Here is a 25,555-nt window from a genome sequence, read left to right as displayed (position 1 = left end):
AGACCCGCCGCGACCCGCGATCCGTGAGGGGCATCCCGCCGCGGCGCGTCGTGACCCGCATGTTGCCCGCGCACAGGATGACCCGCCATGATGGGGACGTCGGCGTCCGCGCCGGCCGCACCGGCAGGTGTGGAGCTCATCCATCGCACGCAGATCGTTGGGGAAGACGCATCTGATCGGATGGAGGAGACCCATGGAAGCACCCGTCGCCAACTCAAGACCGGCTCGAGGAGTGCTCTACGTGCACTCCTCCCCTCGCGCGCTCTGCCCCCATGTCGAATGGGCCGCCGGTCGTGCGCTGGGTCACGCCGTGAACTTCATGTGGGACCCGCAGCCGGTCCTGAAGGGCGCGATGCGCGCCGAGTACTTCTGGGAGGGCCCGGAAGGATCCGGCGCCGCCATCGCCAGCGGACTCCGCGGCTGGGAGCACCTGCGCTACGAGGTGACCGAGGACGCCGGGCCCGGCCGCGACGGCGGACGCTGGATGCACACGCCCGACCTCGGCGTGTTCTTCGCGCAGACGGACACCGCCGGCAACACCGTCATCCCGGAGGACCGCATCCGCTACGCCCTCGACGTCGCCGGCTCCAACACGCTGGAGCTCCACCGCGAGCTGCGCCTCGCCATGGGCCAGGCCTGGGACGACGAGCTCGAGGCGTTCCGCCACGCGAGCGACTTCAGCCCGGTCGTCTGGCTGCACAAGGTCGGCTGAGCCGACCCCGTCACCCGGCGCGCGGCTCCTCCCCGCACGCACGACGAGAGGCCCCGACCATGCGGTCGGGGCCTCTCGTCGTGGATGCGCCTAGACGCTGCGGAACGCGATGACCGCGTTGTGCCCGCCGAAGCCGAAGGAGTTGCTGATCGCGAGCAGGTCGCCGTCGCCGAGCGACCGCGGCGACGTGACGACGTCGAGCGGGATGTCCGGGTCCTGCTCCGTGAGGTTGATCGTCGGGGGAGCGGTGCGCTCCGCCAGCGCCTTCACGGTGAAGACGGCCTCGATGGCGCCCGCACCTCCCAGCAGGTGGCCCGTCGACGCCTTCGTGGCGCTCACGGGGATCCCGTGCACGGCGTCGCCGAACACGCGCTCGAGGGCCTTGTACTCGGCGATGTCGCCGACGGGCGTGCTCGTCGCGTGGACGTTGATGTGCGAGACGTCGCCCCGCGAGTAGCCCGCGCCCTCGATGGTCTGGATCATGGCGCGCGCGGCGGCCGTCCCCTCGGGGTCGGGTGCCGTGATGTGGAACGCGTCGCTCGTGACCGCGCCGCCCACGAGCTCGGCGTAGATGCGCGCGCCGCGGGCCTTCGCGTGCTCCTCGGTCTCGAGCACCAGGGCGGCGCCGCCCTCGCCCAGCACGAAGCCGTCGCGTGCGATGTCGTACGGGCGCGAGGCGCGCTGGGGGTCGTCGTTGCGCTTCGAGAGCGCCTGCATCGCGGCGAACGAGGCGATGGGCAGCGGGTGGATCGAGGCCTCGGATCCGCCGGCGACGATGATGTCCGCACGTCCCGCCTGGAGGTGCTCGTACGCGCTGGCGATGGACTCGGTGCTCGAGGCGCACGCGGAGACGACCGTCTGGATGCCGGCGCGCGCGCCGAGGTCCATGCCGACCGCGGCCGCAGGTCCGTTGGGCATGAGCATGGGGACCGTCATGGGGAGGACGCGGCGGGGACCCTTCTCGCGGAGGGTGTCCCAGGCGTCGAGCAGGGTCCACACGCCGCCGATGCCGGTCGCCCAGTCCACGGCGAAGCGCAGGGGGTCGACCTCCGGGGATCCGGCGTCGGCCCAAGCCTCGCGCGCGGCCGTGAGCGCGAACTGGCTCGACGGGTCGAGGCGCTTGGTCTCGATGCGCTGCATGACCTCGGAGGACGGCACCTTGGCCTGCCCGGCGAAGGTGACGGGGATCTCCCACTTCGCGACCCAGTCCTGCTCGAGGGTGCTGATGCCCGACTCACCGCGCAGGAGCGCCTGCCAGGTCTCCTCGGCGGTGCCGCCGAGCGGAGACGTCGCGCCGATGCCGGTGACGACGATCTTCTTGGGGGTGGTCATGCGTGGCGTCTCCTCGACGTCGGGAACGGGGGAGGGAGATGGCCGGCCCCGGATCCGGGACCGGCCATGCTCCGCGCGATCAGGACTGCGCGTTGGTGATGAACGTGACCGCGTCGCCGACGGTCTTGAGGTTCTTGACTTCCTCGTCCGGGATCTTGACGTCGAACTTCTCCTCGGCGTTGACGACGATCGTCATCATCGAGATCGAGTCGATGTCCAGGTCGTCGGTGAACGACTTGTCCATCTCGACGGTGTCGGTGGCGATCCCGGTCTCGTCGTTGACGAGCTCGGCCAGGCCGGCCAGGACTTCTTCGGTGGACAGTGCCATGTGTATCTCCTCGTGGTTCGTGATGACCGGAACAGCTTATGGGGCGGCGGGGCTCAGGGCAGGACGACGACCTGCGCGCCGAAGACGAGTCCCGCGCCGAACCCGATCTGCAGGGCGAGGCCGCCGGACAGCGACGGGTCCTCCTCGAGCAGGCGGTGGGTGGCGAGCGGGATCGACGCGGCGGAGGTGTTGCCCGTCGTGGCGATGTCGCGCGCGATGGCGACCGACTCGGGGAGGCCGAGCTGCTTCGCGAACTCGTCGACGATGCGCATGTTGGCCTGGTGCGGGATGAAGGCGGCGAGCTGCTCGGGTGCCACCCCTGCGCGGTCGAGCGCCTCCTTGGCGACCTTGACCATCTCCCACACGGCCCAGCGGAAGACCTTCTGGCCGTCCTGGCGGAGCGTCGGCCACGCGGATCCGTCGCGCATGCTCTTCAGGGTGCCGGTCATGCCGACCGCGTCCCAGTTCGAGCCGTCCGATCCCCACACGGTCGGCGAGATGCCGGGGGTGTCGCTCGGGCCGACGATCGCGGCGCCGGCGCCGTCGCCGAGCAGGAAGGAGATGGAGCGGTCGGTGGGGTCGACGATGTCGGACAGCTTCTCCGCGCCGACCACGAGGACGTACTCCGCGAGGCCCGAGCGGATGAAGGAGTCCGCCTGGGCGATGCCGTAGGTGTACCCGGCGCACGCGGCCGAGATGTCGTAGGCGGGGGCGGGGTTCGCGCCGATGCGGTCGGCGAGGAGCGCGGCCATCGAGGGCGTCTGCACGGTGTTGCTGACGGTCGAGACGAGGACGATGCCGATCTGCTCCGGCCGGATGCCCGCCTTCGCGATCGCCTCGAGCGATGCGGTGGTCGCCAGGTCGACCGCGTCGACGTCGGCGCCGGCGCGCTTGCGCGTGATGATCCCGGTGCGCTGGCGGATCCACTCGTCGGAGGAGTCGATGGGGCCGACGAGGTCGTCGTTGGGCACGTCGAGCTCGCCGCGGGCGGCGCCGAGGCCCCAGATGCGGGTGAAGCGCTCGACCACGGGCGCGGTCTGGATGGTGGGGCGGGGCTGGTCGGTCATGGGTGCCTGTTCGGTGTCGGTGAGGCGGGATCAGGCGTGCGCGTCGAGCATGTCGATCGCCGCCGGGAGGTCGTCTGGCGTGGAGAGCGCGAGCGTCGGGAGGCCCTTCAGGCCGCGCTTGGCGAGGCCCGTGAGCGCTCCGGCGGGCGCGACCTCGATGAGGCCGGTGACGCCCGCGGCGGCGAAGGCCTCCATGCAGAGGTCCCAGCGCACCGGGCTCGCCACCTGCCCGACGATGAGGTCGAGGTACGCGGCGCCGGACTCGACGCGGGTGCCGTCATGGTTGGTCCAGACCGGGAAGCGCGGGTCGCGGGGAGCGAGCGGCGCGACCGCGGCGCGCAGGGCCTCGACGGCGGGCGCCATGTGGTGCGTGTGGAACGCACCGGCGACCTGGAGCGGGATGACGCGCGTGCCGCGGAGGGGCTCGGCCTGCAGCGCGGCGAGGGCGTCGGGAGCGCCGGCGACCACGATCTGGCCGCCGCCGTTGAAGTTGGCCGGCTCGAGGTCGAGCTCGGCGAGCCGAGCGAGGACGGCGTCCTGGTCGCCGCCGACGACCGCGCTCATGCCCGTGCGGGTGATGCCGGCGGCCTCGGCCATCGCGTCGCCGCGGGTGCGCACCACGCGCATCGCCTCGTCGTCCGTGAGGATGCCCGCACCGGCGGCCGCGGTGATCTCGCCGACCGAGTGGCCGGCGATTCCGGCGACGTACGCGTCACGGCCATCGGCGAGGAGCGCGTGCAGGGCGACGATGCCCGCGGCGACGATGAGCGGTTGCGCGACGGCGGTGTCGCGGATGGTGTCGGCGTCGGACGTGGTGCCGTGGGTGACGAGGTCGAGGCCCGCCGCCTCGCCCAGCTCGCCCAGTCGTCGTGCGTGCTCGGGGTGCTCGAGCCAGGGGGAGAGGAAGCCGGGCTTCTGGGAGCCCTGGCCCGGGCAGACGACGATGATCATCCGTCCATCCTCCCGCCCGCGGCGAGGCGCGTCGGAGTCGACGTCCTACAGAGGATCCGCCGGGACATTGTGACGATGACACACGGGGGGCGCCTCATCGTGCCGCCTGGCGCTTCGGGCGGGCGCGGCCGGAGCCCTGCTGCTTGGGGACGGTGGTGCCCGCCTCGGCGATGCTCCCGATGATGAGCGCCGCCTGGAGGATGAGGGCCTCCCTCGCGCCCGTGGCATCCCAGCCGATCACGTCGGAGACCCGCTTGAGGCGGTAGCGCACCGTGTTGGGGTGCACGAACAGCTCCCGCGCGGTCGCCTCCAGGGAGCGGCCGGTGTCGAGGTAGCACCACAGCGTCGCGAGCAGCTCGGTCGAGTGCGCCTGCAGCGGCTTGTAGATGCGGTTGATGAGCGTGGACCGCGCGAGCGGGTCGCCGGCGAGGGCGCGCTCGGGGAGCAGGTCGTCGGCGAGCGTGGGCCGCGGGGCGTTCCGCCATGAGCGGGCGACGGCGAATCCGGCCAGCGCCGCGCGGGCGCTCCGCGACGCCTCGACGAGGCTCGGCACCTCGTGGCCGAGGACGAGGTGCCCCGCCCCGAACCCGGGCTCGAGCTGGGTCGCGATCTCGAGGAAGGTCACAGGAGGCGTCTCGGCGGCCGTGGCCTCCGGGTCCGCCACGGCGGGCGACGCGCGGCCGATGACGAGCACCAGGCGGCTGCCCTGGACGCCGATGAGCACGTCGGCCTCGAGGTGCCGCGCCGTGCGTCGCAGCTGGTCGACGTCGAGCACGGCAGGTGCGGTGCCGACGAGCACGGAGACCTCGCCGTGCCCGTGCCAGCCGAGCGCCGCGATCCGGGACGGGAGCTCGTCGTCGTACTCGCCTGAGAGGATGCTGTCGACGACGAGCGCCTCGAGCCGGGCGTCCCACAGCCCGCGGGCCTCGGCGGCGCGCGCGTACACGTCGGCTGCGGCGAACGCGATCTCCCGCGAGTACAGCAGGATCGCGTCGCGCACCGTGCGGTGCCGGTCGCGGACGCGGTCCTCGACCACCTCGACCGTGACGCGGATGAGCTGCAGCGTCTGCTGCAGGCTCACCGAGCGGAGGAGCTCGCGCGGCGCGGCGCCGAAGACGTCGGCCGCGATCCACGGCGTCGAGTCGGGATCGTCGTACCAGTGGATGAAGGAGGTGATGCCGGCCTGCGCGACCAGCCCGACGGCGGACCGCCGCCCCGGCGGCATCTCGCCGTACCAGGGCAGCGTGTCCTCCAGCCGCTTGAGCGTCGCGCTCGCGAGCTCGCCCGACAGGGACCGGAGCCACGTCAGCGTCTCCGCCTTCGTCTCCCCGGTCTCCACGTCGGTGTCGTGCCGGTCGCTGGGTGTCACGTCAGGTCGGCGCAGCTCACGCCTCGCCGCCCGCCGATCCGGTCGTTCCGGCGTTGACGTCGAGCAGGCGGTACTTGTCGATCGCCCACTTCGGCGCGTCCTGGTCGACCTTGCCCTGCTTGGCCAGGCGCTGCAGCGTCTTCACGACCATCGACGGACCGTCGATCGCGAAGAACCGCCTGGCTGCCGGACGCGTGTCCGAGAAGCCGAAGCCGTCGGCGCCGAGCGTCGAGTAGTCGCCGGGCACGAACTGCCGGATCTGGTCGGGGACCGCGTGCGAGAAGTCGGTGACCGCGACGAACGGGCCCTCCGCGTGGCGCAGCTTCTCCTCCAGGTACGGGACCCGGGTCTCGGAGTGCGGGTGGAGCATGTTGTGCTCCTCCGCGGCCAGGCCGTCGCGACGCAGCTCGCCCCACGAGGTGACGGACCACACGTCGGCGGACACGCCCCAGTCGTCGGCCAGCAGCTGCTGCGCCTCGAGGGCCCACGGGACCGCGACGCCGGAGGCCATGAGCTGCGCCTTCGGTCCGTCGACCCACCCGTCCTTGAGCTTGTAGACGCCGCGGACGATGCCGTCCACGTCCACGCCCTCGGGCTCGCTCGGGTGGATGATCGGCTCGTTGTAGACCGTCAGGTAGTACATGACGTTCGGGTCCTCGTGCTCGCCGCCGTACATGCGCTCGAGGCCGGAGCGCACGATGTGGCCGATCTCGTAGGCGTACGCGGGGTCGTAGGACACGACCGCGGGGTTCGTCTGCGAGAGGACGAGCGAGTGCCCGTCGGCGTGCTGGAGGCCCTCGCCCGTGAGCGTGGTGCGTCCCGCGGTGGCGCCGATGAGGAAGCCGCGCGCCATCTGGTCGCCGGCCGCCCAGATCGCGTCGCCCGTGCGCTGGAACCCGAACATCGAGTAGAAGACGTAGATCGGGATCAGCGGCTCGCCCTGCGTCGCGTACGTCGTGCCGAGGTTCGTGAACGCCGCGAGGGCGCCCGCCTCGTTGATGCCCACGTGCACGATCTGGCCCTGCGGGCTCTCCTTGTAGGACAGCAGGAGCTCGCGGTCGACCGACGTGTAGTGCTGCCCGTTCGGGTTGTAGATCTTCGCCGTCGGGAAGAAGGCGTCGATGCCGAACGTGCGGGCCTCGTCCGGGATGATCGGGACGACGCGGTTGCCGAAGTCCTTCGAGCGGATCAGGTCCTTCAGGAGCCGGACGAACGCCATGGTCGTGGCGATCTCCTGCGTGCCGGATCCCTTCTTGGAGATGCGGTACGCGGAGTCGTCCGGCAGCGTGATCGCCGTGTGCGACGTCCGGCGCTCGGGCGAGTACCCGCCGAGCGCACGGCGGCGCTCCTGCATGTACTGGATGGCCTCGTCGTCCTGTCCGGGGTGGTAGTACGGCGGCAGGTAGGGGTTCTCCTCGAGCTGGGCGTCCGTGATCGGCACGCGCATCTCGTCGCGGAACTGCTTGAGGTTGTCGAGCGTCAGCTTCTTCATCTGGTGGGTCGCGTTGCGGCCCTCGAAGCTCGGGCCGAGGCCGTAGCCCTTGACGGTCTTCGCGAGGATGACCGTGGGCTGGCCCGTGTGCTCGCTGGCCGCCTTGAAGGCCGCGTAGACCTTGCGGTAGTCGTGGCCGCCGCGCTTGAGGTTCCAGATCTGGTCGTCGGTGTAGCCCTCGACGAGCTTCGCGGTGCGCTCGTCGCGCCCGAAGAAGTTCTCGCGGATGTAGGCGCCGCTCTCGGCCTTGTAGGTCTGGTAGTCGCCGTCGGGAGTGCGGTTCATGAGGTCGAGGAGCGCGCCCTCGGTGTCGCGGGCGAGCAGGTCGTCCCACTCGCGGCCCCACACGACCTTGATGACGTTCCAGCCGGCGCCGCGGAAGAAGCTCTCGAGCTCCTGGATGATCTTGCCGTTGCCGCGGACGGGGCCGTCGAGGCGCTGCAGGTTGCAGTTGATGACGAAGTTGAGGTTGTCGAGCTTCTCGTTCGCCGCGACCTGGAGCTGGCCGCGGCTCTCGACCTCGTCCATCTCGCCGTCGCCGAGGAACGCCCACACCTGCTGGTCGGAGGCGTCCTTGATGCCGCGGTTGGTGAGGTACTTGTTCGCCTGCGCCTGGTAGATCGCGTTGATCGGGCCGAGGCCCATCGACACCGTGGGGAACTGCCAGAACTCCGGCATGAGGCGCGGGTGCGGGTACGACGAGAGGCCGCCGCCCGCGTGGCTCTTCTCCTGGCGGAAGCCGTCGAGCTGGTGCTCGCTCAGGCGTCCCTCGAGGAAGGCGCGGGCGTAGGTGCCGGGGGAGGCGTGACCCTGCACGAAGACCTGGTCGCCGCCACCCGGGTGGTCCTGGCCGCGGAAGAAGTGGTTGTAGCCGACCTCGTAGAGCGCGGCGGAGGAGGCGTACGTGGCGATGTGCCCGCCGACCGCGATGCCGGGGCGCTGGGCCCGGTGCACGGTGACGGCCGCGTTCCAGCGGATCCAGGCGCGGTAGCGGCGCTCGAGGTCCTCGTCACCGGGGAAGTCGGGCTCGTTCTCCGGCGCGATGGTGTTGATGTAGTCCGTGGTCGGGACCATCGGCACGCCGAGGTGGAGCTCCTTGGAGCGCTTGAGGAGGCTGAGCATGACGTCGCGCGCGCGACCCCGGCCCTGCGTCTCCACGAGCCCGTCGAGCGACTCGTTCCATTCGGCGGTCTCTTCCGGATCCTGGTCGGTGTGGTTCACCGAGTACGGATCCTGGTCGTTGACAGTCACCCTCGACCTCTTCCTGTGGTGTGCAGACATCGTCTTCGGTGCCACGGGGCTCGAAGGGTGCGAGACCGCGCGTACGCCGAGGGCCAGCCTACCCATGCCGACCGACGGTGCAGGACTAGCGCCGGCGCGGCCCGTCGGCGGTCCCGGGGCGCCCGTGGAGCTGGACTTCGCGGATCCCCGGCGTAAGCTCGGTCCTCGTGCCAGACAGGGGACATCTGCCGGCACGGAAGGATCCGCACCCCATGGCCCTGGCCAACGACACACAGGCTCCCGACTTCGAGCTCGCCAACCAGTTCGGCGAGCGGGTCCGGTTGAGCGAGTACCGCGGACACCGCGCGGTCGCCCTCGTCTTCTTCCCCCTCGCGTTCTCGGGCACGTGCACCGGCGAGATGTGCCAGCTCGAGGAGAACCTCGGCCTCTTCGCCGACAGCCGCGTGGAGCTCATCGGCATCAGCGTCGACAGCAAGCACACGCTGCGCGCGTGGGCCCAGCAGCAGGGCATCGACTTCCAGCTCCTGGCCGACTTCTGGCCCCACGGCCAGGTGGCGAAGGAGTACGGCGTGTTCCTCGAGGAGAAGGGGTTCGCCAACCGGGCGACCTTCCTCATCGACACGCGCGGCATCATCCGCGGCAGCTTCATCACGGCTCCGGGCGAGGCCCGGGAGCTCGAGGCCTACCGCACCGCGATCCGCGACCTGGCGCTCGTCCCGGCCTGATCGACCGGGCGGCCCTCGGGCCCCTCCGCCGCGGGCGTCAGCTGAGGATGTTCACCGCGCGGGCGATGACCAGCGCGAGGATCACGAACCCGGCGAAGGCCTCCAGCGCCATGAGCGCCTTGGCGCGGTGGGACAGCGGCATGACGTCGGTGGGGCTGTACGCCATCGAGTTCGTGAGCGAGAAGTACGCGTAGTCGATGAACCCCGGGACCCAGTCCGCGTGCTCCGACGAGCGACGGGCGACCTCCGAGACGGCGCCGGAGTCCTCGTCCTGCGGGAAGCGGAAGTCGGCGGGCGCGAGCGCCGCGCGGGCGTGCGTCCGACGCGCCACCGGACCGCCGCGGTCCAGCTCCCAGAAGACGAGAGCGAAGGCCAGCACGTTCGTCGCCCACACCTGCAGGGCCGTGAGAAGCAGCTGCGGTCCCGCCTCCGAGGCGTCCACCAACGCGATGACCAGGACCACGAGGCTCACCTGGTTGGCCACCACGAGCAGGCCGCCGAGCGCGAGGCCGAGCCCGCGCGACCACGGCGTCTCGCGGACGAACCGGCGGGGGTTCAGCGCGACGAGCGGCACGAGGAGGGCGATGGCGATCACCGCCACCGCGATGCGGACGGCGGCCGGGACGGCCGTCGGGGCGATGCCGTAGAGCACGACGGCGACGACGAGGCCGACCGCGGCGGGCCAACGCGGCTCCGCGACGGTGCGACGGGAGGGGTGGATGGTCACGGGGGAGAGGCTACGGCGCGTGCGGGCCGGGCTGCCGTGGCGCGCCGACGCGGTCGGCTAGCATTGCCGGGCGCCCGGCGACCGGGCGTCGCGGGCCTTTAGCTCAGTTGGTAGAGCGCCACGTTTACACCGTGGATGTCGTCGGTTCGAGCCCGGCAGGGCCCACCTCGCGATCCGCTCGACGACGCGCCCCTCACCGCGCGGCATCAGCCCGGGTGCCGAGTCCCCGCACCAGCAGGTCGACCCCGAAGGCGAAGTCGTCGGCGGACTCCTGCGCCGGCGCGCGGACGGTCAGCAGGCCGAGCCGATCGAGCTGGATGCGCTGCTGCTCGTGCGCGACGTGGCCGAGCACGAAGTGCAGGAGCGCCGACGCGGCCCGGGCGCAGTCGGCCTCGCCGAAGCCGCCGCCGGCGACCGCCGCGGACAGCGCATCGCGCGCCGCCGTCGCCCCGAGCCCCATCGCCGTGGTGCTGGCCACGACCTCGGCGCCGTCGCGATGGGCCAGCAGCGCAGCGCGGAGGGACGTCGCGGTGCGCCGGACCCGCTCCCGCCAGTCGGCGTGCGGGCGGACCGTCGTCGCGATGACCGCCTCGGCGACGATGCGGTCGGCCAGCTCGGCCAGGAGGCTCTGCTTGTCGGGAAAGTGCCAGTAGAGCGCGCTCGGCTGGACGTCGAGCGCGGCCCCGAGGCGTCGCATCGTGAAGTCCGGCAGGCCGTGCTCGTCGAGGATCCGCAGCGCGGTGCGGGCGACGTCGTCGCGGCTGTGCCGCCCCGTCGCCTGCGCTCGAGCCATGCCGCCACTATAGTGAACGCCGTTCAGGTGAACATCGTTCAGGTCGTTGTCGACCGCCTCGTGCTGAAGGAAGCCCATGACCCCGTCCCGCACCCAGCCCCTGCGCGCCGACCGGCGCGCCCACCTCGACGCGACCGACCTCGCGCGGGTCGCCGTGCTCGCCGCCGTCGTCGCGGTGCTCGGGCTGCCGGGCAGCATCAGCGTCCTCGGCAGCGTGCCCATCACCGCCCAGACGCTCGGCGTGATGCTGGCCGGCGCCGTCCTCGGGCCGCGTCTCGGGGCCCTCGCCCTCGCCGTCCTCCTCGTCCTGGTCGCGGTGGGGCTGCCGCTGCTCGCCGGAGGGACCGGCGGCCTGGGCGTCTTCCTCGGCCCGTCCGCCGGCTACCTCGTGGGCTGGATCCCCGGAGCCGCCGTGGTCGGGCTCCTCGTCCACCTCGGCGGCCGACGACCCACCGTGTGGCGCACGGCCGCGGCCATGGTGGTCGGCGGGATCCTCGTCATCTACGCCGTGGGGATCCCCGTGCAGAGCCTCGTCACGCGCCTGCCGCTGACGCAGACCGCCTACACCAGCCTCGTCTTCCTCCCCGGCGACCTCATCAAGGCCGCCATCGCCACGGGGATCGTGATGACGCTGGCGCGCGGCTACCCCCGCGCCTTCCGTCGTCCGACCGGCTGGACCACGGCACGGCGGGACGCCGCGGCGGCGACCGCCAGGTGACCCCGACGGACGGGGTCGGCGCGGCGGCCCTCCACCTCGCCGGCGTCGGCGTGCGCCTCGGCGACGTCGAGGCGCTGCACGACGTCACGCTCGACGCGGATGCGCGCACCCTCGCCGTGATCGGGGAGAACGGCTCGGGCAAGAGCACCTTCGCCCGCCTCGTCGGGGGGCTCGTCGGACGCACCACGGGGGATCTCGCCGTGCTGGGCATCGACCCGGAGCGCGGATCCCGGGAGCTCCGGCGACGCGTCGCCCTCGTCTTCAGCAACCCCGACGCGCAGATCGTCATGCCCACCGTCGCCGAGGACGTCGCGTTCTCCCTGCGGCCGGAGCGCCTGCCCCGCGCCGAGTCGGACGCCCGGGTCGCCGAGGCCCTCCGCCGGCTCGGCATCGAGCACCTCGCCGACCGGTCGTCGCACGAGCTCTCCGGCGGGCAGAAGCAGCTGCTCGCGCTGGCGGGGGCCTTCGTCCGGCGCCCCGAGCTCGTCATCGCCGACGAGCCCACCGCGTACCTCGACGCCCGGAACGCCCGCCGGGTCGCGGACCACCTCCTCGAGGAGGGCCACCGCCTCGTGCTCGTCACCCACGACCTCGCGGCCGCCGCGCGCTGCGACGCCGCCATCCTGTTCGCCGACGGCCGCCTCATCCGCACGGGAGCTCCCGCCCCGGTCATCGCCGAGTACGAGGCGATGCTCGGATGACGTCGACGGAGCCGCGACGACCCGGTCGCCTCGAGCGCATGGCGGCGGGACCCGAGCTGGTGGCGCTCATGGTGGTCGTGCTCGGCGTCTCGCTCCTGCCGTCCACCTGGTGGGCGGCGGGCACCGCGGTCGCCGTGGCCGTCGTCGCCTACGCGGCCGCGCAGCTCGGCGACGGCCTCCTCGGCCTCCGCCGCCTCGCCGAACAGGTGCGCGCGGTGCGCTGGCTGATGCTCGTCACGCTCGTCAGCCAGCTCGTGCTGCTCGGGCCCGAGCCCGCGGTGGCGAACACGGCGCGCGTGACGTCGGCGATCGCCGTCGCCGGACTGCTCGTCCTCACGACCTCCATGACCGCGCTCCTCGACGGCATCGAGCGCGGCCTGGGTCCGTTGCGGAGGCTCGGCCTCGACACGGAGCGGATCTCGCTGCTCCTCACCGTGACCGCCGGCACCGTCCCGGTCCTCGGACGCCTGGCCGCCGACGTCCGCGAGGCGCAGCGCGCGCGGGGGGCACGTCCAGGACTCCGGACCTTCGTCGTCCCCTTCCTCGTCGTCGCCCTCAAGCACGCCGACCAGCTGGGCGACGCGCTCACCGCCCGCGGGGTGAGGTGACGAGCCGGGCCGCACCCGCCCGATCGCGATGTCCACGGGCCGCGCGGCCCGCGTCGTCGCGGGCGTGTCGCGGTAGCATCCACGCATGAGCTCCGACACGGCCGATGGCGCCGCCGCATGGTCGGTCGTCGACGCCGCGACGCATGGGTCGAGCACCCACCGCGGATCCGCCCAGCGGAGCCTCTGGCCGCTCGAGCCGCTCGTGCCGTCGCCGGGCGTCGCGCCCGACGCGGCGCGGGGCGACGGACGCACCCGCCGCGACACGCGCCGAGGCTGACGGGCGCGCGGCCCGGGACGGGCGGCGGTCGCCCCTTCGTTACGATGGGCAGGTGATCCCCACCCTCGCCGACGTCGTCCGGGTCGTCGAGGACGCATGGCCTCCCGCGGGCGCGTCCGACTGGGACGCCTCCGGGCTCGTCTCGGGGGATCCGCGTCGGCCGGTCCGCCGCATCCACCTCGCCGTCGACGCCGTCCGCGCGACGGTCGACGAGGCCGTCGCCGCCGACGCCGACCTGCTGCTCGTGCACCACCCGCTGCTGCTCCGCGGCGTCACCACCATCGCCGAGACCGGCTACAAGGGAGCGCTCCTCGCCGACCTCGTGCGCGCCGACTGCGCCCTGCACGCCGCGCACACCACCGCCGACGTGGTCGAGGAGGGCACCTCAGGTCGGCTCGCGGCGCTCCTCGGCCTCGTGCCCGAGACCCTGCGGCCGATCGACCCGGCCGGGGACGGCGTGCGCGGCATCGGCCGCGTCGGCGACCTGCCCGCGCCGACGTCGCTCGGCCGCCTGGCCGGCGAGCTGGCCCGGATCCTGCCGCCCACGGCGACGGGGATCCGCGTCGCGGGCCCCTACGACGCGCCCGTGACCCGCGTGGCGCTCTGCGGGGGAGCCGGCGACTCGCTGCTGGCCGCGCCCGAGGTGGTCGGCGCCGACGTCTACATCACCTCCGACCTCCGCCATCACCCGGCCAGCGAGGCGCGCGAGTCCGCTGCCCTCCGCGGCGGCACGCCGTACCTCATCGACACGTCCCACTGGGCGAGCGAGTGGCTGTGGCTCGACCAGGCCGCCGGCACGCTGCGGGCGGCGCTCCCCGACGTGGAGGTCACCGTCAGCGACATGCGCACCGACCCCTGGGACTTCGCCGTCACGCAGTGAGCGGCCGCCGCGCGGGCGGTCCCGCGCATCCACGACACACGCATCGCGTGCTCGCCCCACACCGGCGGAGCCGCACCACGAGAGGGAGAGCATGAAAGCCGATCCGAGCATCCAGAAGGAGCTCCTCGACCTGCAGGAGATCGACACCCGGCTCACGCACCTCACGCGCCAGCTCGCGCAGCTCCCGCAGCTGAAGAGGATCGAGGAGCTGCAGCGGGAGATGGAGCTCGTCCGCCGTCGGCTCGGGGAGAGGACGGGCGTCGTGGAGGACGCCCAGACCGAGCTCTCGCGCATCGAGTCCGACGTGGCGGTCGTGCAGGCGCGCATGGACCGCGACCGCACCCGCATCGAGGCGGGCGGCAGCTCGAAGGACGTGCAGGCGCTGGAGCGCGAGCTCGAGTCGCTGCTGCGTCGCCGCGACACCCTCGAGGAGGTCGAGCTCGAGGTGATGCAGCGTCTCGAGGAGGCCCAGGCCGCGCAGGCCGAGGTGGCCGTCGAACGGGACGCGCTCGCCGATCGCCTCGGCGCGGTGGAGGCGGAGCGGGACGCCGCGGCCGTCGAGCTGCGCGCGCAGGCCGAGCAGGCGCGGAAGGACCGGGACGCGCTCGCGCCGCGGTTCCCCGATGACCTCCTCGCGCTCTACGAGAAGCAGCGCGCACGGTACGGCGTGGGCGCCGCCATGCTGCATCGAGGGATCTCCCTCGGCAGCAACATCGCCCTCCACCAGAGCGACCTGGACGCGCTCCGCAAGCGCGCGCCCGACGACGTCGTCATCGACCCCGAGAGCAACGCGATCCTCGTGCGGACGGACGAGTCCGGCCTCTAGCGGGAGCGCCACCCGCACGCTGCCCTAGACTCGACCCCGCGGATGGGTCGGCAAGACGGTCGCGCCGCGGTGGATCCCGAGAGGGGGAGACCGCGTCGAGGAACGTCCGGGCTCCGTAGAGCAGGGCGGTGGGTAACACCCACCCGGGGTGACCCGCGAGACAGTGCAACAGAGAGCAGACCGCCCGTCGCGGAAGCGGCGGGTGAGGGTGAAACGGCGGTGTAAGAGACCACCAGCGGCCCGAGTGATCGGGTCGGCTATGCAAACCTCGCCCGGAGCAAGGTCGAACAGGGGACGCACAGGCTGCTCGTCCAGTCCCCGGGTAGACCGCTGGAGGGCTGCGGCGACGCAGCTCCGAGATAGATGGCCGTCCATGGTGCCTGAGGCACCGGGACAGAACCCGGCGTATCAGCCGGCCCATCCGCACCACGCGCCAGACGCGGAAGCGGTCGGATCCCCTCGGGGGTCCGACCGCTTCCGTCGTCCGGGCTGGGGTGCGTCAGTCCTCGGGCTTGGTCTTGTCGACCAGGTCGGACGCCGGGGCGTGCGTGATGGCCCCGGCCGCGTGCGCCGCGAGAGCAGCCGCGCCCATGATCCCGGCGTTGTTGCGCAGCTCCGCCGGCACGATCGGGGTGCGCAGGCGCAGCAGCGGCAGGAAGTGCTTGTGGTTCTTGGACACGCCGCCGCCGACGATGAACAGCTCCGGCCACATCAGCTTCTCGAGCTGGCCGTAGTACACCTGCAGCCGGGCGGCCCAGCGCTTCCAGTTCAGGTGCGCGCGCTCCTTGGCCGCGTACGAGGCGCGGCGCTCGAAGTCGCGGCGGCCCGCGACGTCCATGTGGCCGAGCTCGGCGTTGGGGATGAGGACGCCGTCGTGGATGAGGGCCGTGCCGATGCCCGTGCCGAGCGTGGTCATGATGACGAGGCCGCGCACGTCCTTGGCCGCGCCGTAGCGGGCCTCCGCGTAGCCGGCCGCGTCCGCGTCGTTGACGAAGGTGATCTCGAGCCCCAGGCGCTCCTCGAACAGCTTCTCGGCCTCGAGGCCGATCCAGCTGGGGGAGACGTTCGCGGCCGACATGGTCGTGCCGTGGACGATCGCGGCGGGGAAGCACACGCCGAGCGGCGTGCCCGCGGGCACATCGCCGAGCGCGTCGATGATCTGCTTCACGGTGGCGACGATGTCGTCCGGCTCGCCGCCCTGGGGCGTCGGCAGCTTCACGCGCTCGCTGCGCAGCTCGCCGGTGGCGACGTCCACGATGGCGCCCTTGATGCCGGTCCCGCCGATGTCGATGCCGATTGCGGTCGTCGCGTCCTCGCTCATGGAAGCGACCCTACCGGCTCGCCCGACGCCGTCCGGCCGTCGCGCGCGGGGCGGACGGGCCTAGCATCGGCAGCATGAGCGACAGCGACGAGCAGTACTGGTACGACGACCGCACGGGCGAGGTGGAGAAGGGGATGCTGTCCCCTGCGGCCCATCGGATCGGCCCCTTCGCCACGGCGGAGGAGGCGGCCAAGGCTCCGCAGCGGCTCCGCGAGCGGGCCGAGCAGTGGGCCGCCGAGGACCGCGACGACGGCTGAGCCCCAGCTCAGTCGGAGTAGCTCTCCTCCTCGGCAGGGAACGCGCCCGAGACGACGTCCTCCCGGTACCGGATCGCCGCGTCGAGGAGCACCGCGCGCATGTCCGCGTAGCGCCGGACGAACCTCGGCACGCGGCCGCTCGTGAGGCCGGCGAAGTCGGTCCAGACGAGGATCTGACCGTCCGTGCCGTTCCCGGCGCCGATGCCGATGGTGGGGATGCGCAGCTCCTCGCTCACGCGCCGGGCGATCTCCTGCGGCACCATCTCGAGCACCACGGCGAAGGCGCCCGCGTCCTGGACGGCGCGCGCGTCCGCGAGGAGCGCCTCCGCGGCGTCGCCGCGGCCCTGGATGATGTGTCCGCCCAGCCCGTGCTCGCTCTGCGGGGTGAAGCCGATGTGGCCCATCACGGGGATGCCGGAGGAGACGACGCGACGGATCTGCTCGGCGCTGCGCACCCCGCCCTCGAGCTTCACGGCGTGGGCGCGGGCTTCCTTCATGAAGCGCACGGAGGTCGCGAGCGCCTGGTCCGGCCCCGATTCGTAGGACCCGAATGGCAGGTCAGCGACGACGAGGGCCCGTGCGGCGGATCCGGCGACGGCGCGGGCGAGCGGGATCAGCTCGTCCACGGTGACCGGCACGGTCGTGTCGTAGCCCAGCACCGTGTTCCCGGCGGAGTCGCCGACGAGCAGGAAGTCGATGCCGGCCTCGTCGAAGATGCCGGCCGTGAGCATGTCGTAGCTGGTGAGCCCCGTGATCGGGAGGCCCTGCTCCTTGGCCCGGGCGAAGTGCCGGATCCGGACCCGCTTGGGCGGTCCGGCGGGCTCGCTCGGGAGGCGGGCGGGATCGGGCGGGGTGACGGCAGCGTCGGGGCTCTGCATGCCTCGGAGTCTACGGCGGGCCCCGCGCGCGCTCCGCCCGACCCCTGGTCAGCCGGTAGGTTGGACACCGACGAGAGGGTGGTGGATGGACAAGCAGCGTGACTTCGTCCTGCGGACGATCGAGGAGCGCGGGATCAAGTTCGTGCGCCTGTGGTTCACCGACGTGACCGGCACCCTCAAGTCGGTGGCGATCGCCCCGGCGGAGGTCGAGGGCGCGTTCGCGGAGGGCCTCGGGTTCGACGGGTCGGCCATCGAGGGCCTCACCCGCTCGTACGAGGCCGACATGCTCGCCCACCCGGATCCGACGACGTTCCAGATCCTCCCGTGGCGCGGCGAGATCGACCCGACCGCGCGCATGTTCTGCGACATCTCGACGCCCGACGGGCAGCCCGCCATCGCGGATCCCCGCAACGTCCTCAAGCGCACGCTGGAGAAGGCCGCCGACCGCGGCTTCACCTTCTACACGCACCCCGAGATCGAGTTCTACCTGCTCAAGTCGAGCGAGTTCGGCGTCGACGGGCCCGAGCCGGTCGACGCGGCGGGCTACTTCGACAACGTGCCCGGGGGCACGGCGCACGACTTCCGCCGCCGCTCGGTGCGCATGCTGGAGGACCTCGGCATCTCCGTCGAGTTCAGCCACCACGAGGCAGGCCCCGGCCAGAACGAGATCGACCTCCGCTACGCGGACGCGCTCACGACGGCCGACAACATCATGACGTTCCGCACGGTCATCAAGGAGGTGGCGATCGAGCAGGGCGTCTACGCGACGTTCATGCCGAAGCCGCTCGCCGCGCACCCCGGCAGCGGGATGCACACGCACATGTCCCTGTTCGAGGGCGACGTCAACGCGTTCTACTCATCCGGCGCCGAGTACCAGCTCTCCACCATCGGCCGGCAGTTCATCGCGGGCCTGCTCAAGCACGCGCCCGAGATCACCGCGGTGACGAACCAGTTCGTCAACTCCTACAAGCGGCTCTGGGGCGGCGGGGAGGCGCCGAGCTTCGTGACGTGGGGCCACAACAACCGGTCCGCGCTCGTGCGCGTGCCGCTGTACAAGCCCAACAAGGGCAACAGCTCCCGCGTCGAGTACCGCGCGATCGACTCCGCCGCGAACCCGTACCTCTCCTTCTCGCTCATGCTGGCTGCGGGCCTCAAGGGCATCGAGGAGGGCTACGAGCTCCCGGCCGAGGCCGAGGACAACGTGTGGACCCTGAGCGACGCCGAGCGCCGCGCCCTCGGGTACGCGCCGCTGCCGTCGAGCCTGGACCACGCGATCCAGCTCATGGAGCGCTCCGAGCTCGTCGCCGAGACGCTGGGGGAGCAGGTCTTCAACTACGTGCTGCTCAACAAGCGGCAGGAGTGGCGCGACTACCGCGCCCAGGTGACGCCCTACGAGCTGCGCTCCAACCTCGAGATGCTCTGAGCCGGACGCCCGCCAGCAGCATCACGACCGATATCCGACGACGAGGCCGGAGCGCGCCATGAGACGTGGGCAGACCCTGCTCGGCGCTCTGGCGCGCGCCGGCTTCGCGCGACTGAGCGAGGTCGGCGAGGCCCTCGAGGAGGCCGCTGCGCTGTCCGGATGGGCGGAGGCGGACCTCGTGGAGGCGCTCCACTCGAGCGCGGATCCGGACGGGGCCCTCGACGCCCTCGTCCGGCTCCTCCGCGCGGATCCAGAGCGCACGCGCGCGGTCCTCGCCGACCCCGACGCGTGCCACCGCCTGGCGCGGGTGCTCGGGTCGTCGCGCGGTCTCGCCGAGTTCCTCGCGCGGCACACCGTCGAGCTCGACGCGTTCGCCCGCCCGTTGGAGGGCGCGCCCGCTCCGGCCGACGTCCGTGCCCGCCTGCTCGACGCCGTCGGCGCCGTCGACGGCGTGGCCGCGATGACCGGTCCGGCCGCCCGGACCGCCCTGCGGGTCCGCTACCGCGCGCTCGTCGCCCGGGTGGCGGCGTGGGACCTCGTGCACCCGGATCCTCTGGCGGCCGTGCGCCCGGTCACCGCGGCCCTCGCCGACCTCGCGGGCGCGGCCCTCGAGGTGTCGCTCGCCGTCGCCCGCGCGGAGCTCTCGGCACCCGGGACGTTCGGTCGCGCACGACCCGGGGAGATCGCCGCGACGCGCCTCGCGGTCATCGGCATGGGGAAGGCCGGCGCCCGCGAGCTCAACTACGTCAGCGACGTCGACGTCATCTTCGTCGCCGAGGCCGCCACCGACGACGACGGCGAGACCGTGGTCGAGCCGGCCCGAGCGGTCGAGCTCGCGACGCGCCTCGCCGTGCTGACCATGCGCGGCATCGACGAGCACGAGATCGAGCCGGCCCTCTGGGAGGTCGACGCCAACCTGCGGCCCGAGGGGAAGGCCGGCGCGCTCGTCCGGACGCTCGACTCGCACCTCGCGTACTACGAGCGGTGGGCGAAGGACTGGGAGTTCCAGGCCCTGCTCAAGGCCCGGCCGCTGGCCGGCGACGTCGAGCTGGGGGAGCGGTACGCCGACGCCGTCGCGCCGCTCGTCTGGTCGAGCGCGTCACGGGAGGGCTTCGTCGGGCAGGTGCAGCGGATGCGCACGCGCGTCACCGACAACATCCCCGCCGATGAGCTGCACCAGCAGATCAAGCTCGGACCGGGCGGGATCCGCGACATCGAGTTCACGGTGCAGCTCCTGCAGCTCGTGCACGGGCAGGGCGACGAGGCCGTCCGCGACCGCAGCACGCTCGCCGCGCTCGTGTCCCTCGCGGACGGGGGCTACATCGGCCGCACGGAGGCCGGCGAGTTCGCGAAGGACTACCGCTACCTCCGTCTGCTGGAGCATCGCCTGCAGCTGGATCAGCTGCGGCGCACCCACCTCATGCCGACCGATGAGGAGCGGTTGCGCATCCTCGCGCGCAGCACGGGCCTCGACGGTCGGGCGGAGGAGCTGACGGCGCGGTGGACCGCCACGAAGACCGCCGTCCGCACCTTGCACGAGCGCCTCTTCTACCGGCCGCTCCTCGCCGCGGTGGCGTCGCTCCCCGAGGAGTCGCTCGCGCTCACCAGCGACCAGGCGGCCGCGCGCCTCTCGGCCATCGGCTTCGTCGACGCGCGCGGGGCGCTCGCGCACATCCGCGCGCTCACGCAGGGGGTCTCGCGCAGCTCCGCCATCCAGCGCCACCTCCTGCCCGTGCTCCTGCAGTGGTTCGCCGACGGCCCGGATCCCGACCACGGCCTGCTCGCGTTCCGACGGCTCAGCGAGGCGCTGGGGGAGTCGAACTGGTTCCTCCGGATGCTCCGGGACTCGGCGGGTGCCGCGCAGCGCCTCGCGCAGGTCCTCTCGGGATCCCGGTTCGTCTCGGAGCTCCTCGACCGGGTCCCCGAGACCGCGGCGTGGCTCGCGCGCGACGAGGACCTGCGCCCCCGCACCTGGGCGGCCCTGGAGGAGGAGGCCGTCGCCACCGTCAACCGGCACCCCACCGCCGACGCCGCGGCCTCCGCGCTGCGCACGCTCCGCCGCCGGGAGGTCCTGCGCCTCGCGATCGGCGCGATCGTGGGCGTCACGCACGTCGAGACGCTCGGACCGTCGCTCGCCGACATCACCACCGCGACGCTCCGCGGGGTCATGCGCGCCATCCGCCGCGAGGACGGCCCGTGGCCCGAGTTCGCCGTGGTCGCCATGGGCCGCTACGGCGGGGCCGAGCTCGGCTTCGGATCCGACGCCGACGTCATGTACGTGTTCCGCCCGATCGCCGGCATGGATCCCGAGCTCGCCCAGCGCCGCGCCCAGCTCATCGTCACCGAGCTGACGCGCCTCACGGAGGACGCCCGCCTGCCGCTGGATCTCGACACCGGTCTCCGTCCCGAGGGCCGGAACGGACCCGTCGTGCGCTCGTTCGCGTCCTACCGCGCGTACTACGAGCGCTGGTCCCTCACCTGGGAGGCGCAGGCGCTGCTGCGCGCACGCGGCGTGGTCGGCGACAGCGGCCTCATCGCCGACTTCACGGCGCTCGCGGACGGCTACCGCTACCCGGACGGCATCGGGGACGCCGCCGTGCGCGAGATCAAGCGCATCAAGGCGCGGGTGGAGAACGAACGGCTCCCGCAGGGCGCGGATCCCACGCGTCACCTGAAGCTGGGTCGTGGGTCGCTCAGCGACGTGGAGTGGCTGGTCCAGCTGCTCCAGCTGCAGCACGCGCACGCGCACCCCGCCCTGCGGACGCCGACCACCCTCGGTGCGCTCGATGCCGCCGTCGCGTCGCGCCTCGTCGCCGAGGGCGACGCCGCCCGCCTCCGGGACGCCTGGCTCCTCGCGTCGCGGGTCCGCTCGGCAATGACCCTGTGGACCAATCGCACGGCCGACGTGCTGCCCGCCGATCGCGCCGCGCTCGACGCCATCGCGCGGCTCCTCGAGTACCCGCCCGGGTCCGCGTCCGTGCTCGAGGAGGAGTACCTCGGCGTGACCCGTCGCTCCCGCGCGGTGTTCGAGCGCCTCTTCTACGGCCTCGACGAGCAACCCGACCCGCGCGGGGCCTGACGCCGCCCTCATCATCGGGCGCGCATGACGACGGGCCGCCCTCCCGGAGGAGGACGGCCCGTGCGTCACGCACCCCTAGCGGGTGCCGGCGGGATCAGACGCCGTAGTACAGCTCGAACTCGAACGGGTGCGGGCGCTGCGCGAGGGGCTTGATCTCCATCTCGCGCTTGTACTCGATCCACGTCTCGATGAGGTCGGGCGTGAACACGTTGCCCGCGGTGAGGAACTCGTGGTCGGCCTCGAGCGCCTCGAGCGCGGCGCCGAGCGACGCGGGGACCTGCGGGATGCCCTTCGCCTCCTCGGGCGGGAGCTCGTAGAGGTCCTTGTCGACGGGCTCGTGCGGCTCGATGCGGTTCTTGATGCCGTCGATGCCGGCCATCAGCTGCGCCGCGAACGCGAGGTACGGGTTGCTCGACGCGTCGGGCGCGCGGAACTCGATGCGCTTGGCCTTGGGGTTCGTGCCCGTGATCGGGATGCGGATCGACGCCGAGCGGTTGCCCGCCGAGTAGACCAGGTTGACGGGCGCCTCGAAGCCGGGCACGAGGCGGTGGTAGGAGTTCACCGTCGGGTTCGTGAAGGCGAGGATGGCAGGCGCGTGCTTGAGGATGCCGCCGATGTACCAGCGCGCGACGTCCGAGAGTCCGCCGTATCCGGCCTCGTCGTAGAACAGCGGCTTGCCGTCGTTCCAGAGCGACTGGTGCGTGTGCATGCCCGAGCCGTTGTCGCCGAACAGCGGCTTCGGCATGAACGTGGCCGTCTTGCCCCACTGCTCGGCCGTGTTCTTGACGATGTACTTGAACTTCAGGATGTCGTCCGCCGCGTGGACCATCGTGTCGAAGCGGTAGTTGATCTCGGCCTGGCCGCCCGTGCCCACCTCGTGGTGCGCGCGCTCGAGGATGAGGCCGGCGTCGATCAGCTTGAGGCTGATGTCGTCACGGAGGTCGGCCTGCTTGTCGACGGGGCTGACGGGGAAGTAGCCGCCCTTGTACGGGGTCTTGTTGCCGAGGTTGCCGCCCTCCTCCTCACGTCCGGAGTTCCAGGCGCCCTCCTCGGAGTCGACCGAGTAGAAGCTCGTGTGCTGGTTCACCTCGTAGCGGACGTCGTCGAAGATGTAGAACTCGGCCTCGGGCGCGAAGAACGCGGTGTCGGCGATGCCGGACGCGGCGAGGAACTTCTCGGCCTTCTTGGCCACCTGGCGCGGGTCGCGGGCGTAGATCTCGCCGTTGCGGGGGTTGTAGATGTCGAACACCATGATCAGGGTGCGCTCGATGCGGAACGGGTCGATGTAGGCCGTCGTCACGTCCGGGATGAGCTGCATGTCCGACTCGTGGATGCTCGCGAAGCCGCGGATGGACGAGCCGTCGAACAGCTGGCCGACCGAGAAGAACTCCTCGTCGACGGTGGATGCGGGGATGTTGAAGTGCTGCTGCACCCCGGGGAGGTCGGTGAACCGGATATCGAGGAACTTGACGTCGGTGTCCTTGATGAACGCGAGCACCTCGGATGAGTCTCTGAACATGTGGTGTCTCCAAAAGGGGGCCGGAGCGGATGAGACTGACGGTTTCAGCCTCTCCGACCCTAGGGGGAAGGGGTTACCTCGCCATAACCGCCGTGTTTCCGCGATGTTACGCGGGCTGTCCCGGGCGAGTCGGCGACCGTTCCCAGGCTGTCGCGACCAGGGGATCCGCGTCGCGCGCGCCTAGGATCGCATGGTGTCCGCGACCCCCACGAACCCCGACCTCGGCGATCCCGGCCGCAACCGCTGGCCGGGGGAGCGCCTCGGCCTGCCGGAGCGCGGGCGGGGATCCGTCGCCCGCGCCGGCCGCCGCATCGTGGGCATCTGCATCGACTGGGCCCTCGCCGTGCTCGTCTCCTGGGCCTTCTTCTCGTACGACCCGACGGCGACGCTCGCGATCTTCGCCGTGATGCAGTACGTCCTCATCGTCACCCTCGGGGGGAGCGTCGGACACGTCGTGCTCGGGATGCGCGTGCGCCCGCTCGGCGGCGGGTACGTGTCGCTGTGGCGTCCGGCCCTGCGCACCGTGCTCCTGTGCCTGGTGGTCCCCGCGGTCGTGTGGAACGCCGACCAGCGGGGGCTGCACGACGTGTTCTCGGGGACGGTCCTGGTCCGCACGTCCTGAGCCGGCCCCGTGCGTCGACGGAGGAATCAGCCGGGCTCGCAGCCGAGGTACACGAGCTCCGGGTCGACCCCGCCGAGGACCACGCGGGCGGGGGACCCCGCCCGGACCGCGCCGAGCTCCCGGCTCTCGGTCTCCCGCCCGTCGTCCGACCGCCCCGTCGTGACCTCGAACCGGACGAGCGCCGCGCTGCAGTCCTCGGGCGCGGTCATGTCGAGGAGCGTGCACGAGGTCGTGTCCACGCACTCGCTCGCCCGGGAGGCGGGATCCTCGACGGGCACGACGGTCGCCCCCTGCGTGAGGTCGGCACCGACCGTGGTGAACCGCGCGCGCGTCGAGTCCTGGAAGCTGACGACCACCACCAGCACCCCGGCCAGTGCGCAGACCGCGGCGATGGACGGACCGAGACCCCGTCGGGCGCGCTCACGTCGCGAACGCCCGTACGGCGACAGCCGCTCCGGCGTCGCGCGGGGCGGCGGCGGGGCCGTCCGTCCCGGGTGGGAAGATCCCGGGGCCGCAGCAGGATGCCGCTGTCCGGTCGCCGTGCGCTGACCGAGGAGCAGCGCGTCCCTCGCGAGGGTCAGCTGCACGAAGCGCTCGTGAGCGGCCCTCAGCTGCTGCGGGGTCGCGCCGGGAAGGCGGTCCGGATGCGTCTCGCGCGCCTGACGGAGGTACGCGCGGCTGACGGCCGGGCGGTCGGCGTCCGCGGCGACGCCGAGCAGCGCCGCAGCGGAGGCCGGATCCATGCGCTCAGTCTGCGCCGGGCACGGTGCCCGCGCAAACGCCCCGCGCGCGCAGGATCAGCGAGCCCGGGAGGGGCGGACCTTGAAGGGGTCGACGCCCTTGGGGATGGGCATGCTGTTCTGCCCGAGGGAGGTGAGCCGGTTGTTCACGGCCAGGACCTCGGCCTTCGTGATGGTGCGCGGGAACCGCTGCAGGCGACCGGCCAGCTTGTGGAGCTCGACCGAGTCGGCGTCGGGGCCGACGAACACGAAGTGCACGGGCACGTTCGGGAGGACGCGCGCGATCTTGCGGCGCTCATCCTCGAGCATGCGCGTGGTGCGGCTCTTCGGGCCCTCCCCGATGAGGGCGACGCCGGGACGTCCGACGGCACGGTACACGGCGTCCTGGGACTTGCCGTTGACGGCGACCGGCATCTCGCTGCCGACCCACCCGCGCTTCAACGAGCTGCGGAGGACGACGCCGACGGCGCCGGGCTGGCCCTTGATCTGCAGGTACGCCGCGCGCTCGGCCTTGCGTCCGAGGACGATCAGGAAGGCGAGGATGCCGGCGAACACGCCCGCGATGACGAAGAGGATGGCGGTCAGCCAGTTGCCGCCGGTCGCGAACACCGCGAGCAGGATGCCGACGACGATGGGGCCGAGCAGCGCCAGGAGCATCCACCAGACCGAGCTCTTGTCGTAGCGCCGGGTCATCTGGAAGACCTGCCACATCTGCTTGATGCGGCCGGGTTCCTTGGGTGCCTTCTTCGAGGCTGTCTTGCGGGCCATGGTGCTCAGGATACCGGTGCGCGGGCGGCAGCCGGAACGGCGGCGGGTCGATGCCCCGTCGCGTCCCCTCACAGGCGCTCCACGCCGACGCGATGCCCCCGCGATCACCCTCGCGGCAGTCCACCGACGCGATGACCGGCACACTCCCGGCGACGGGCATGGACGGACCACCGGTGGACGGGTCGGGACGAGGAGAGGAC

At 72.3% G+C, this 25,555-nt stretch carries 25 protein-coding genes, 1 tRNA gene and 1 other RNA gene; 14 read left to right on the top strand and 13 right to left on the bottom strand.

From position 1 onward, the window contains the following. Positions 1–193 precede the first annotated feature (193 nt). Positions 194–712 (top strand): DUF3145 domain-containing protein, encoded by a 519-nt coding sequence (locus ITJ44_RS01220; protein ID WP_194632975.1) that lies wholly within the window; start codon positions 194–196, stop codon positions 710–712. A gap of 90 nt (positions 713–802) precedes the next feature. Here ITJ44_RS01220 and ITJ44_RS01215 read toward each other — a convergent pair whose 3' ends face one another. From ITJ44_RS01215 to aceE, 6 genes are all read right to left on the bottom strand, one after another. After that, a complete protein-coding gene (locus tag ITJ44_RS01215) occupies positions 803–2,044 on the bottom strand; it encodes a beta-ketoacyl synthase (RefSeq protein ID WP_194632974.1) in 1,242 nt (413 codons plus the stop codon). Positions 2,045–2,123: 79 nt separating this feature from the next. Then, positions 2,124–2,372 carry an acyl carrier protein gene (locus ITJ44_RS01210; protein WP_012038305.1) on the bottom strand — a complete coding sequence of 83 codons (249 nt, stop codon included), beginning with the start codon at positions 2,370–2,372 and terminating at the stop codon, positions 2,124–2,126. Positions 2,373–2,425: 53 nt separating this feature from the next. Then, entirely contained in the window at positions 2,426–3,439 is a 1,014-nt protein-coding gene (locus ITJ44_RS01205) for a beta-ketoacyl-ACP synthase III (RefSeq protein WP_049791911.1), read from the bottom strand. Between the two features lie 30 nt (positions 3,440–3,469). Continuing rightward, the gene (locus ITJ44_RS01200) at positions 3,470–4,390 is read right to left on the bottom strand and encodes an ACP S-malonyltransferase (protein WP_194632973.1); all 921 of its coding nucleotides are present in this window, start codon (positions 4,388–4,390) and stop codon (positions 3,470–3,472) included. 94 nt (positions 4,391–4,484) lie between these two features. Further along, a complete protein-coding gene (locus tag ITJ44_RS01195; protein WP_194632972.1) occupies positions 4,485–5,759 on the bottom strand; it encodes a helix-turn-helix domain-containing protein in 1,275 nt (424 codons plus the stop codon). Between the two features lie 16 nt (positions 5,760–5,775). After that, positions 5,776–8,502: a pyruvate dehydrogenase (acetyl-transferring), homodimeric type gene (gene aceE, locus ITJ44_RS01190; protein WP_194632971.1), complete on the bottom strand. Its 2,727-nt coding sequence runs from the start codon at positions 8,500–8,502 to the stop codon at positions 5,776–5,778. A 242-nt stretch (positions 8,503–8,744) separates the two neighbouring features. Between aceE and ITJ44_RS01185 the strand changes: the two genes are divergently transcribed. Then, a complete protein-coding gene (locus tag ITJ44_RS01185; protein ID WP_012038310.1) occupies positions 8,745–9,218 on the top strand; it encodes a peroxiredoxin in 474 nt (157 codons plus the stop codon). 37 nt (positions 9,219–9,255) lie between these two features. Here ITJ44_RS01185 and ITJ44_RS01180 read toward each other — a convergent pair whose 3' ends face one another. Then, the gene (locus ITJ44_RS01180; protein WP_194632970.1) at positions 9,256–9,945 is read right to left on the bottom strand and encodes a hypothetical protein; all 690 of its coding nucleotides are present in this window, start codon (positions 9,943–9,945) and stop codon (positions 9,256–9,258) included. Between the two features lie 92 nt (positions 9,946–10,037). Here ITJ44_RS01180 and ITJ44_RS01175 point away from each other — a divergent pair. After that, positions 10,038–10,110, top strand: a tRNA-Val gene (locus ITJ44_RS01175). A 28-nt stretch (positions 10,111–10,138) separates the two neighbouring features. Here the strand turns inward: ITJ44_RS01175 and ITJ44_RS01170 are convergent. Continuing rightward, positions 10,139–10,738: a TetR/AcrR family transcriptional regulator C-terminal domain-containing protein gene (locus ITJ44_RS01170; protein ID WP_194632969.1), complete on the bottom strand. Its 600-nt coding sequence runs from the start codon at positions 10,736–10,738 to the stop codon at positions 10,139–10,141. A 76-nt stretch (positions 10,739–10,814) separates the two neighbouring features. On the opposite strand from ITJ44_RS01170, the gene ITJ44_RS01165 reads away from it, so the two are divergent. From ITJ44_RS01165 to rnpB, 7 genes are all read left to right on the top strand, one after another. Further along, positions 10,815–11,456, top strand: coding sequence for a biotin transporter BioY (locus ITJ44_RS01165; protein ID WP_194632968.1), 642 nt, complete (start codon positions 10,815–10,817; stop codon positions 11,454–11,456). After that, positions 11,453–12,157: an ABC transporter ATP-binding protein gene (locus ITJ44_RS01160; RefSeq protein ID WP_194632967.1), complete on the top strand. Its 705-nt coding sequence runs from the start codon at positions 11,453–11,455 to the stop codon at positions 12,155–12,157. The genes ITJ44_RS01165 and ITJ44_RS01160 overlap by 4 nt, the downstream gene beginning before the upstream one ends. Further along, the gene (locus ITJ44_RS01155; RefSeq protein WP_194632966.1) at positions 12,154–12,765 is read left to right on the top strand and encodes an energy-coupling factor transporter transmembrane component T; all 612 of its coding nucleotides are present in this window, start codon (positions 12,154–12,156) and stop codon (positions 12,763–12,765) included. The genes ITJ44_RS01160 and ITJ44_RS01155 overlap by 4 nt, the downstream gene beginning before the upstream one ends. Positions 12,766–12,850: 85 nt before the next feature. After that, on the top strand, positions 12,851–13,042 hold the full coding sequence (locus ITJ44_RS01150) for a hypothetical protein (RefSeq protein WP_194632965.1): 192 nt from the start codon (positions 12,851–12,853) through the stop codon (positions 13,040–13,042). A gap of 52 nt (positions 13,043–13,094) precedes the next feature. Next, the gene (locus tag ITJ44_RS01145) at positions 13,095–13,922 is read left to right on the top strand and encodes a Nif3-like dinuclear metal center hexameric protein (protein WP_194632964.1); all 828 of its coding nucleotides are present in this window, start codon (positions 13,095–13,097) and stop codon (positions 13,920–13,922) included. Between the two features lie 91 nt (positions 13,923–14,013). After that, positions 14,014–14,748 carry a zinc ribbon domain-containing protein gene (locus ITJ44_RS01140; RefSeq protein WP_194632963.1) on the top strand — a complete coding sequence of 245 codons (735 nt, stop codon included), beginning with the start codon at positions 14,014–14,016 and terminating at the stop codon, positions 14,746–14,748. Positions 14,749–14,791: 43 nt separating this feature from the next. Next, positions 14,792–15,172: RNase P RNA component class A (rnpB, locus tag ITJ44_RS01135), an RNA gene on the top strand. 75 nt (positions 15,173–15,247) lie between these two features. Here the strand turns inward: rnpB and ppgK are convergent. Continuing rightward, positions 15,248–16,069 carry a polyphosphate--glucose phosphotransferase gene (ppgK, locus tag ITJ44_RS01130; protein ID WP_194632962.1) on the bottom strand — a complete coding sequence of 274 codons (822 nt, stop codon included), beginning with the start codon at positions 16,067–16,069 and terminating at the stop codon, positions 15,248–15,250. 74 nt (positions 16,070–16,143) lie between these two features. Here ppgK and ITJ44_RS01125 point away from each other — a divergent pair, with 74 nt between their 5' ends. After that, on the top strand, positions 16,144–16,326 hold the full coding sequence (locus ITJ44_RS01125) for an SPOR domain-containing protein (protein ID WP_194632961.1): 183 nt from the start codon (positions 16,144–16,146) through the stop codon (positions 16,324–16,326). Positions 16,327–16,334: 8 nt separating this feature from the next. On the opposite strand, the gene panB is transcribed toward ITJ44_RS01125, so the two are convergent. Continuing rightward, complete coding sequence (gene panB, locus ITJ44_RS01120; protein WP_194632960.1) at positions 16,335–17,204, bottom strand: 3-methyl-2-oxobutanoate hydroxymethyltransferase; 870 nt, start codon at positions 17,202–17,204, stop codon at positions 16,335–16,337. An 85-nt stretch (positions 17,205–17,289) separates the two neighbouring features. Here panB and ITJ44_RS01115 point away from each other — a divergent pair, with 85 nt between their 5' ends. Continuing rightward, the gene (locus ITJ44_RS01115; protein WP_194632959.1) at positions 17,290–18,627 is read left to right on the top strand and encodes a glutamine synthetase family protein; all 1,338 of its coding nucleotides are present in this window, start codon (positions 17,290–17,292) and stop codon (positions 18,625–18,627) included. 58 nt (positions 18,628–18,685) lie between these two features. After that, positions 18,686–21,706 carry a bifunctional [glutamine synthetase] adenylyltransferase/[glutamine synthetase]-adenylyl-L-tyrosine phosphorylase gene (locus tag ITJ44_RS01110; protein WP_194632958.1) on the top strand — a complete coding sequence of 1,007 codons (3,021 nt, stop codon included), beginning with the start codon at positions 18,686–18,688 and terminating at the stop codon, positions 21,704–21,706. A gap of 94 nt (positions 21,707–21,800) precedes the next feature. Here ITJ44_RS01110 and glnA read toward each other — a convergent pair whose 3' ends face one another. Continuing rightward, positions 21,801–23,225, bottom strand: coding sequence for a type I glutamate--ammonia ligase (gene glnA, locus ITJ44_RS01105; protein ID WP_079533154.1), 1,425 nt, complete (start codon positions 23,223–23,225; stop codon positions 21,801–21,803). Between the two features lie 193 nt (positions 23,226–23,418). On the opposite strand from glnA, the gene ITJ44_RS01100 reads away from it, so the two are divergent. Continuing rightward, positions 23,419–23,847: an RDD family protein gene (locus ITJ44_RS01100; protein WP_194632957.1), complete on the top strand. Its 429-nt coding sequence runs from the start codon at positions 23,419–23,421 to the stop codon at positions 23,845–23,847. A gap of 26 nt (positions 23,848–23,873) precedes the next feature. Here ITJ44_RS01100 and ITJ44_RS01095 read toward each other — a convergent pair whose 3' ends face one another. Together ITJ44_RS01095 and ITJ44_RS01090 are read right to left on the bottom strand one after the other, a co-directional pair. Then, the gene (locus ITJ44_RS01095) at positions 23,874–24,590 is read right to left on the bottom strand and encodes a DnaJ family molecular chaperone (protein WP_194632956.1); all 717 of its coding nucleotides are present in this window, start codon (positions 24,588–24,590) and stop codon (positions 23,874–23,876) included. A gap of 54 nt (positions 24,591–24,644) precedes the next feature. Next, positions 24,645–25,355 carry a DUF4191 domain-containing protein gene (locus tag ITJ44_RS01090; RefSeq protein WP_194632955.1) on the bottom strand — a complete coding sequence of 237 codons (711 nt, stop codon included), beginning with the start codon at positions 25,353–25,355 and terminating at the stop codon, positions 24,645–24,647. Between the last annotated feature and the right edge of the window lie 200 nt (positions 25,356–25,555).

Source organism: Clavibacter sp. VKM Ac-2873, assembly GCF_015351075.1.
GTDB lineage: Bacteria > Actinomycetota > Actinomycetes > Actinomycetales > Microbacteriaceae > Clavibacter.
Note: the sequence above shows the minus strand (reverse complement) of the source record. Positions and strands in the feature narration are given on the sequence as shown.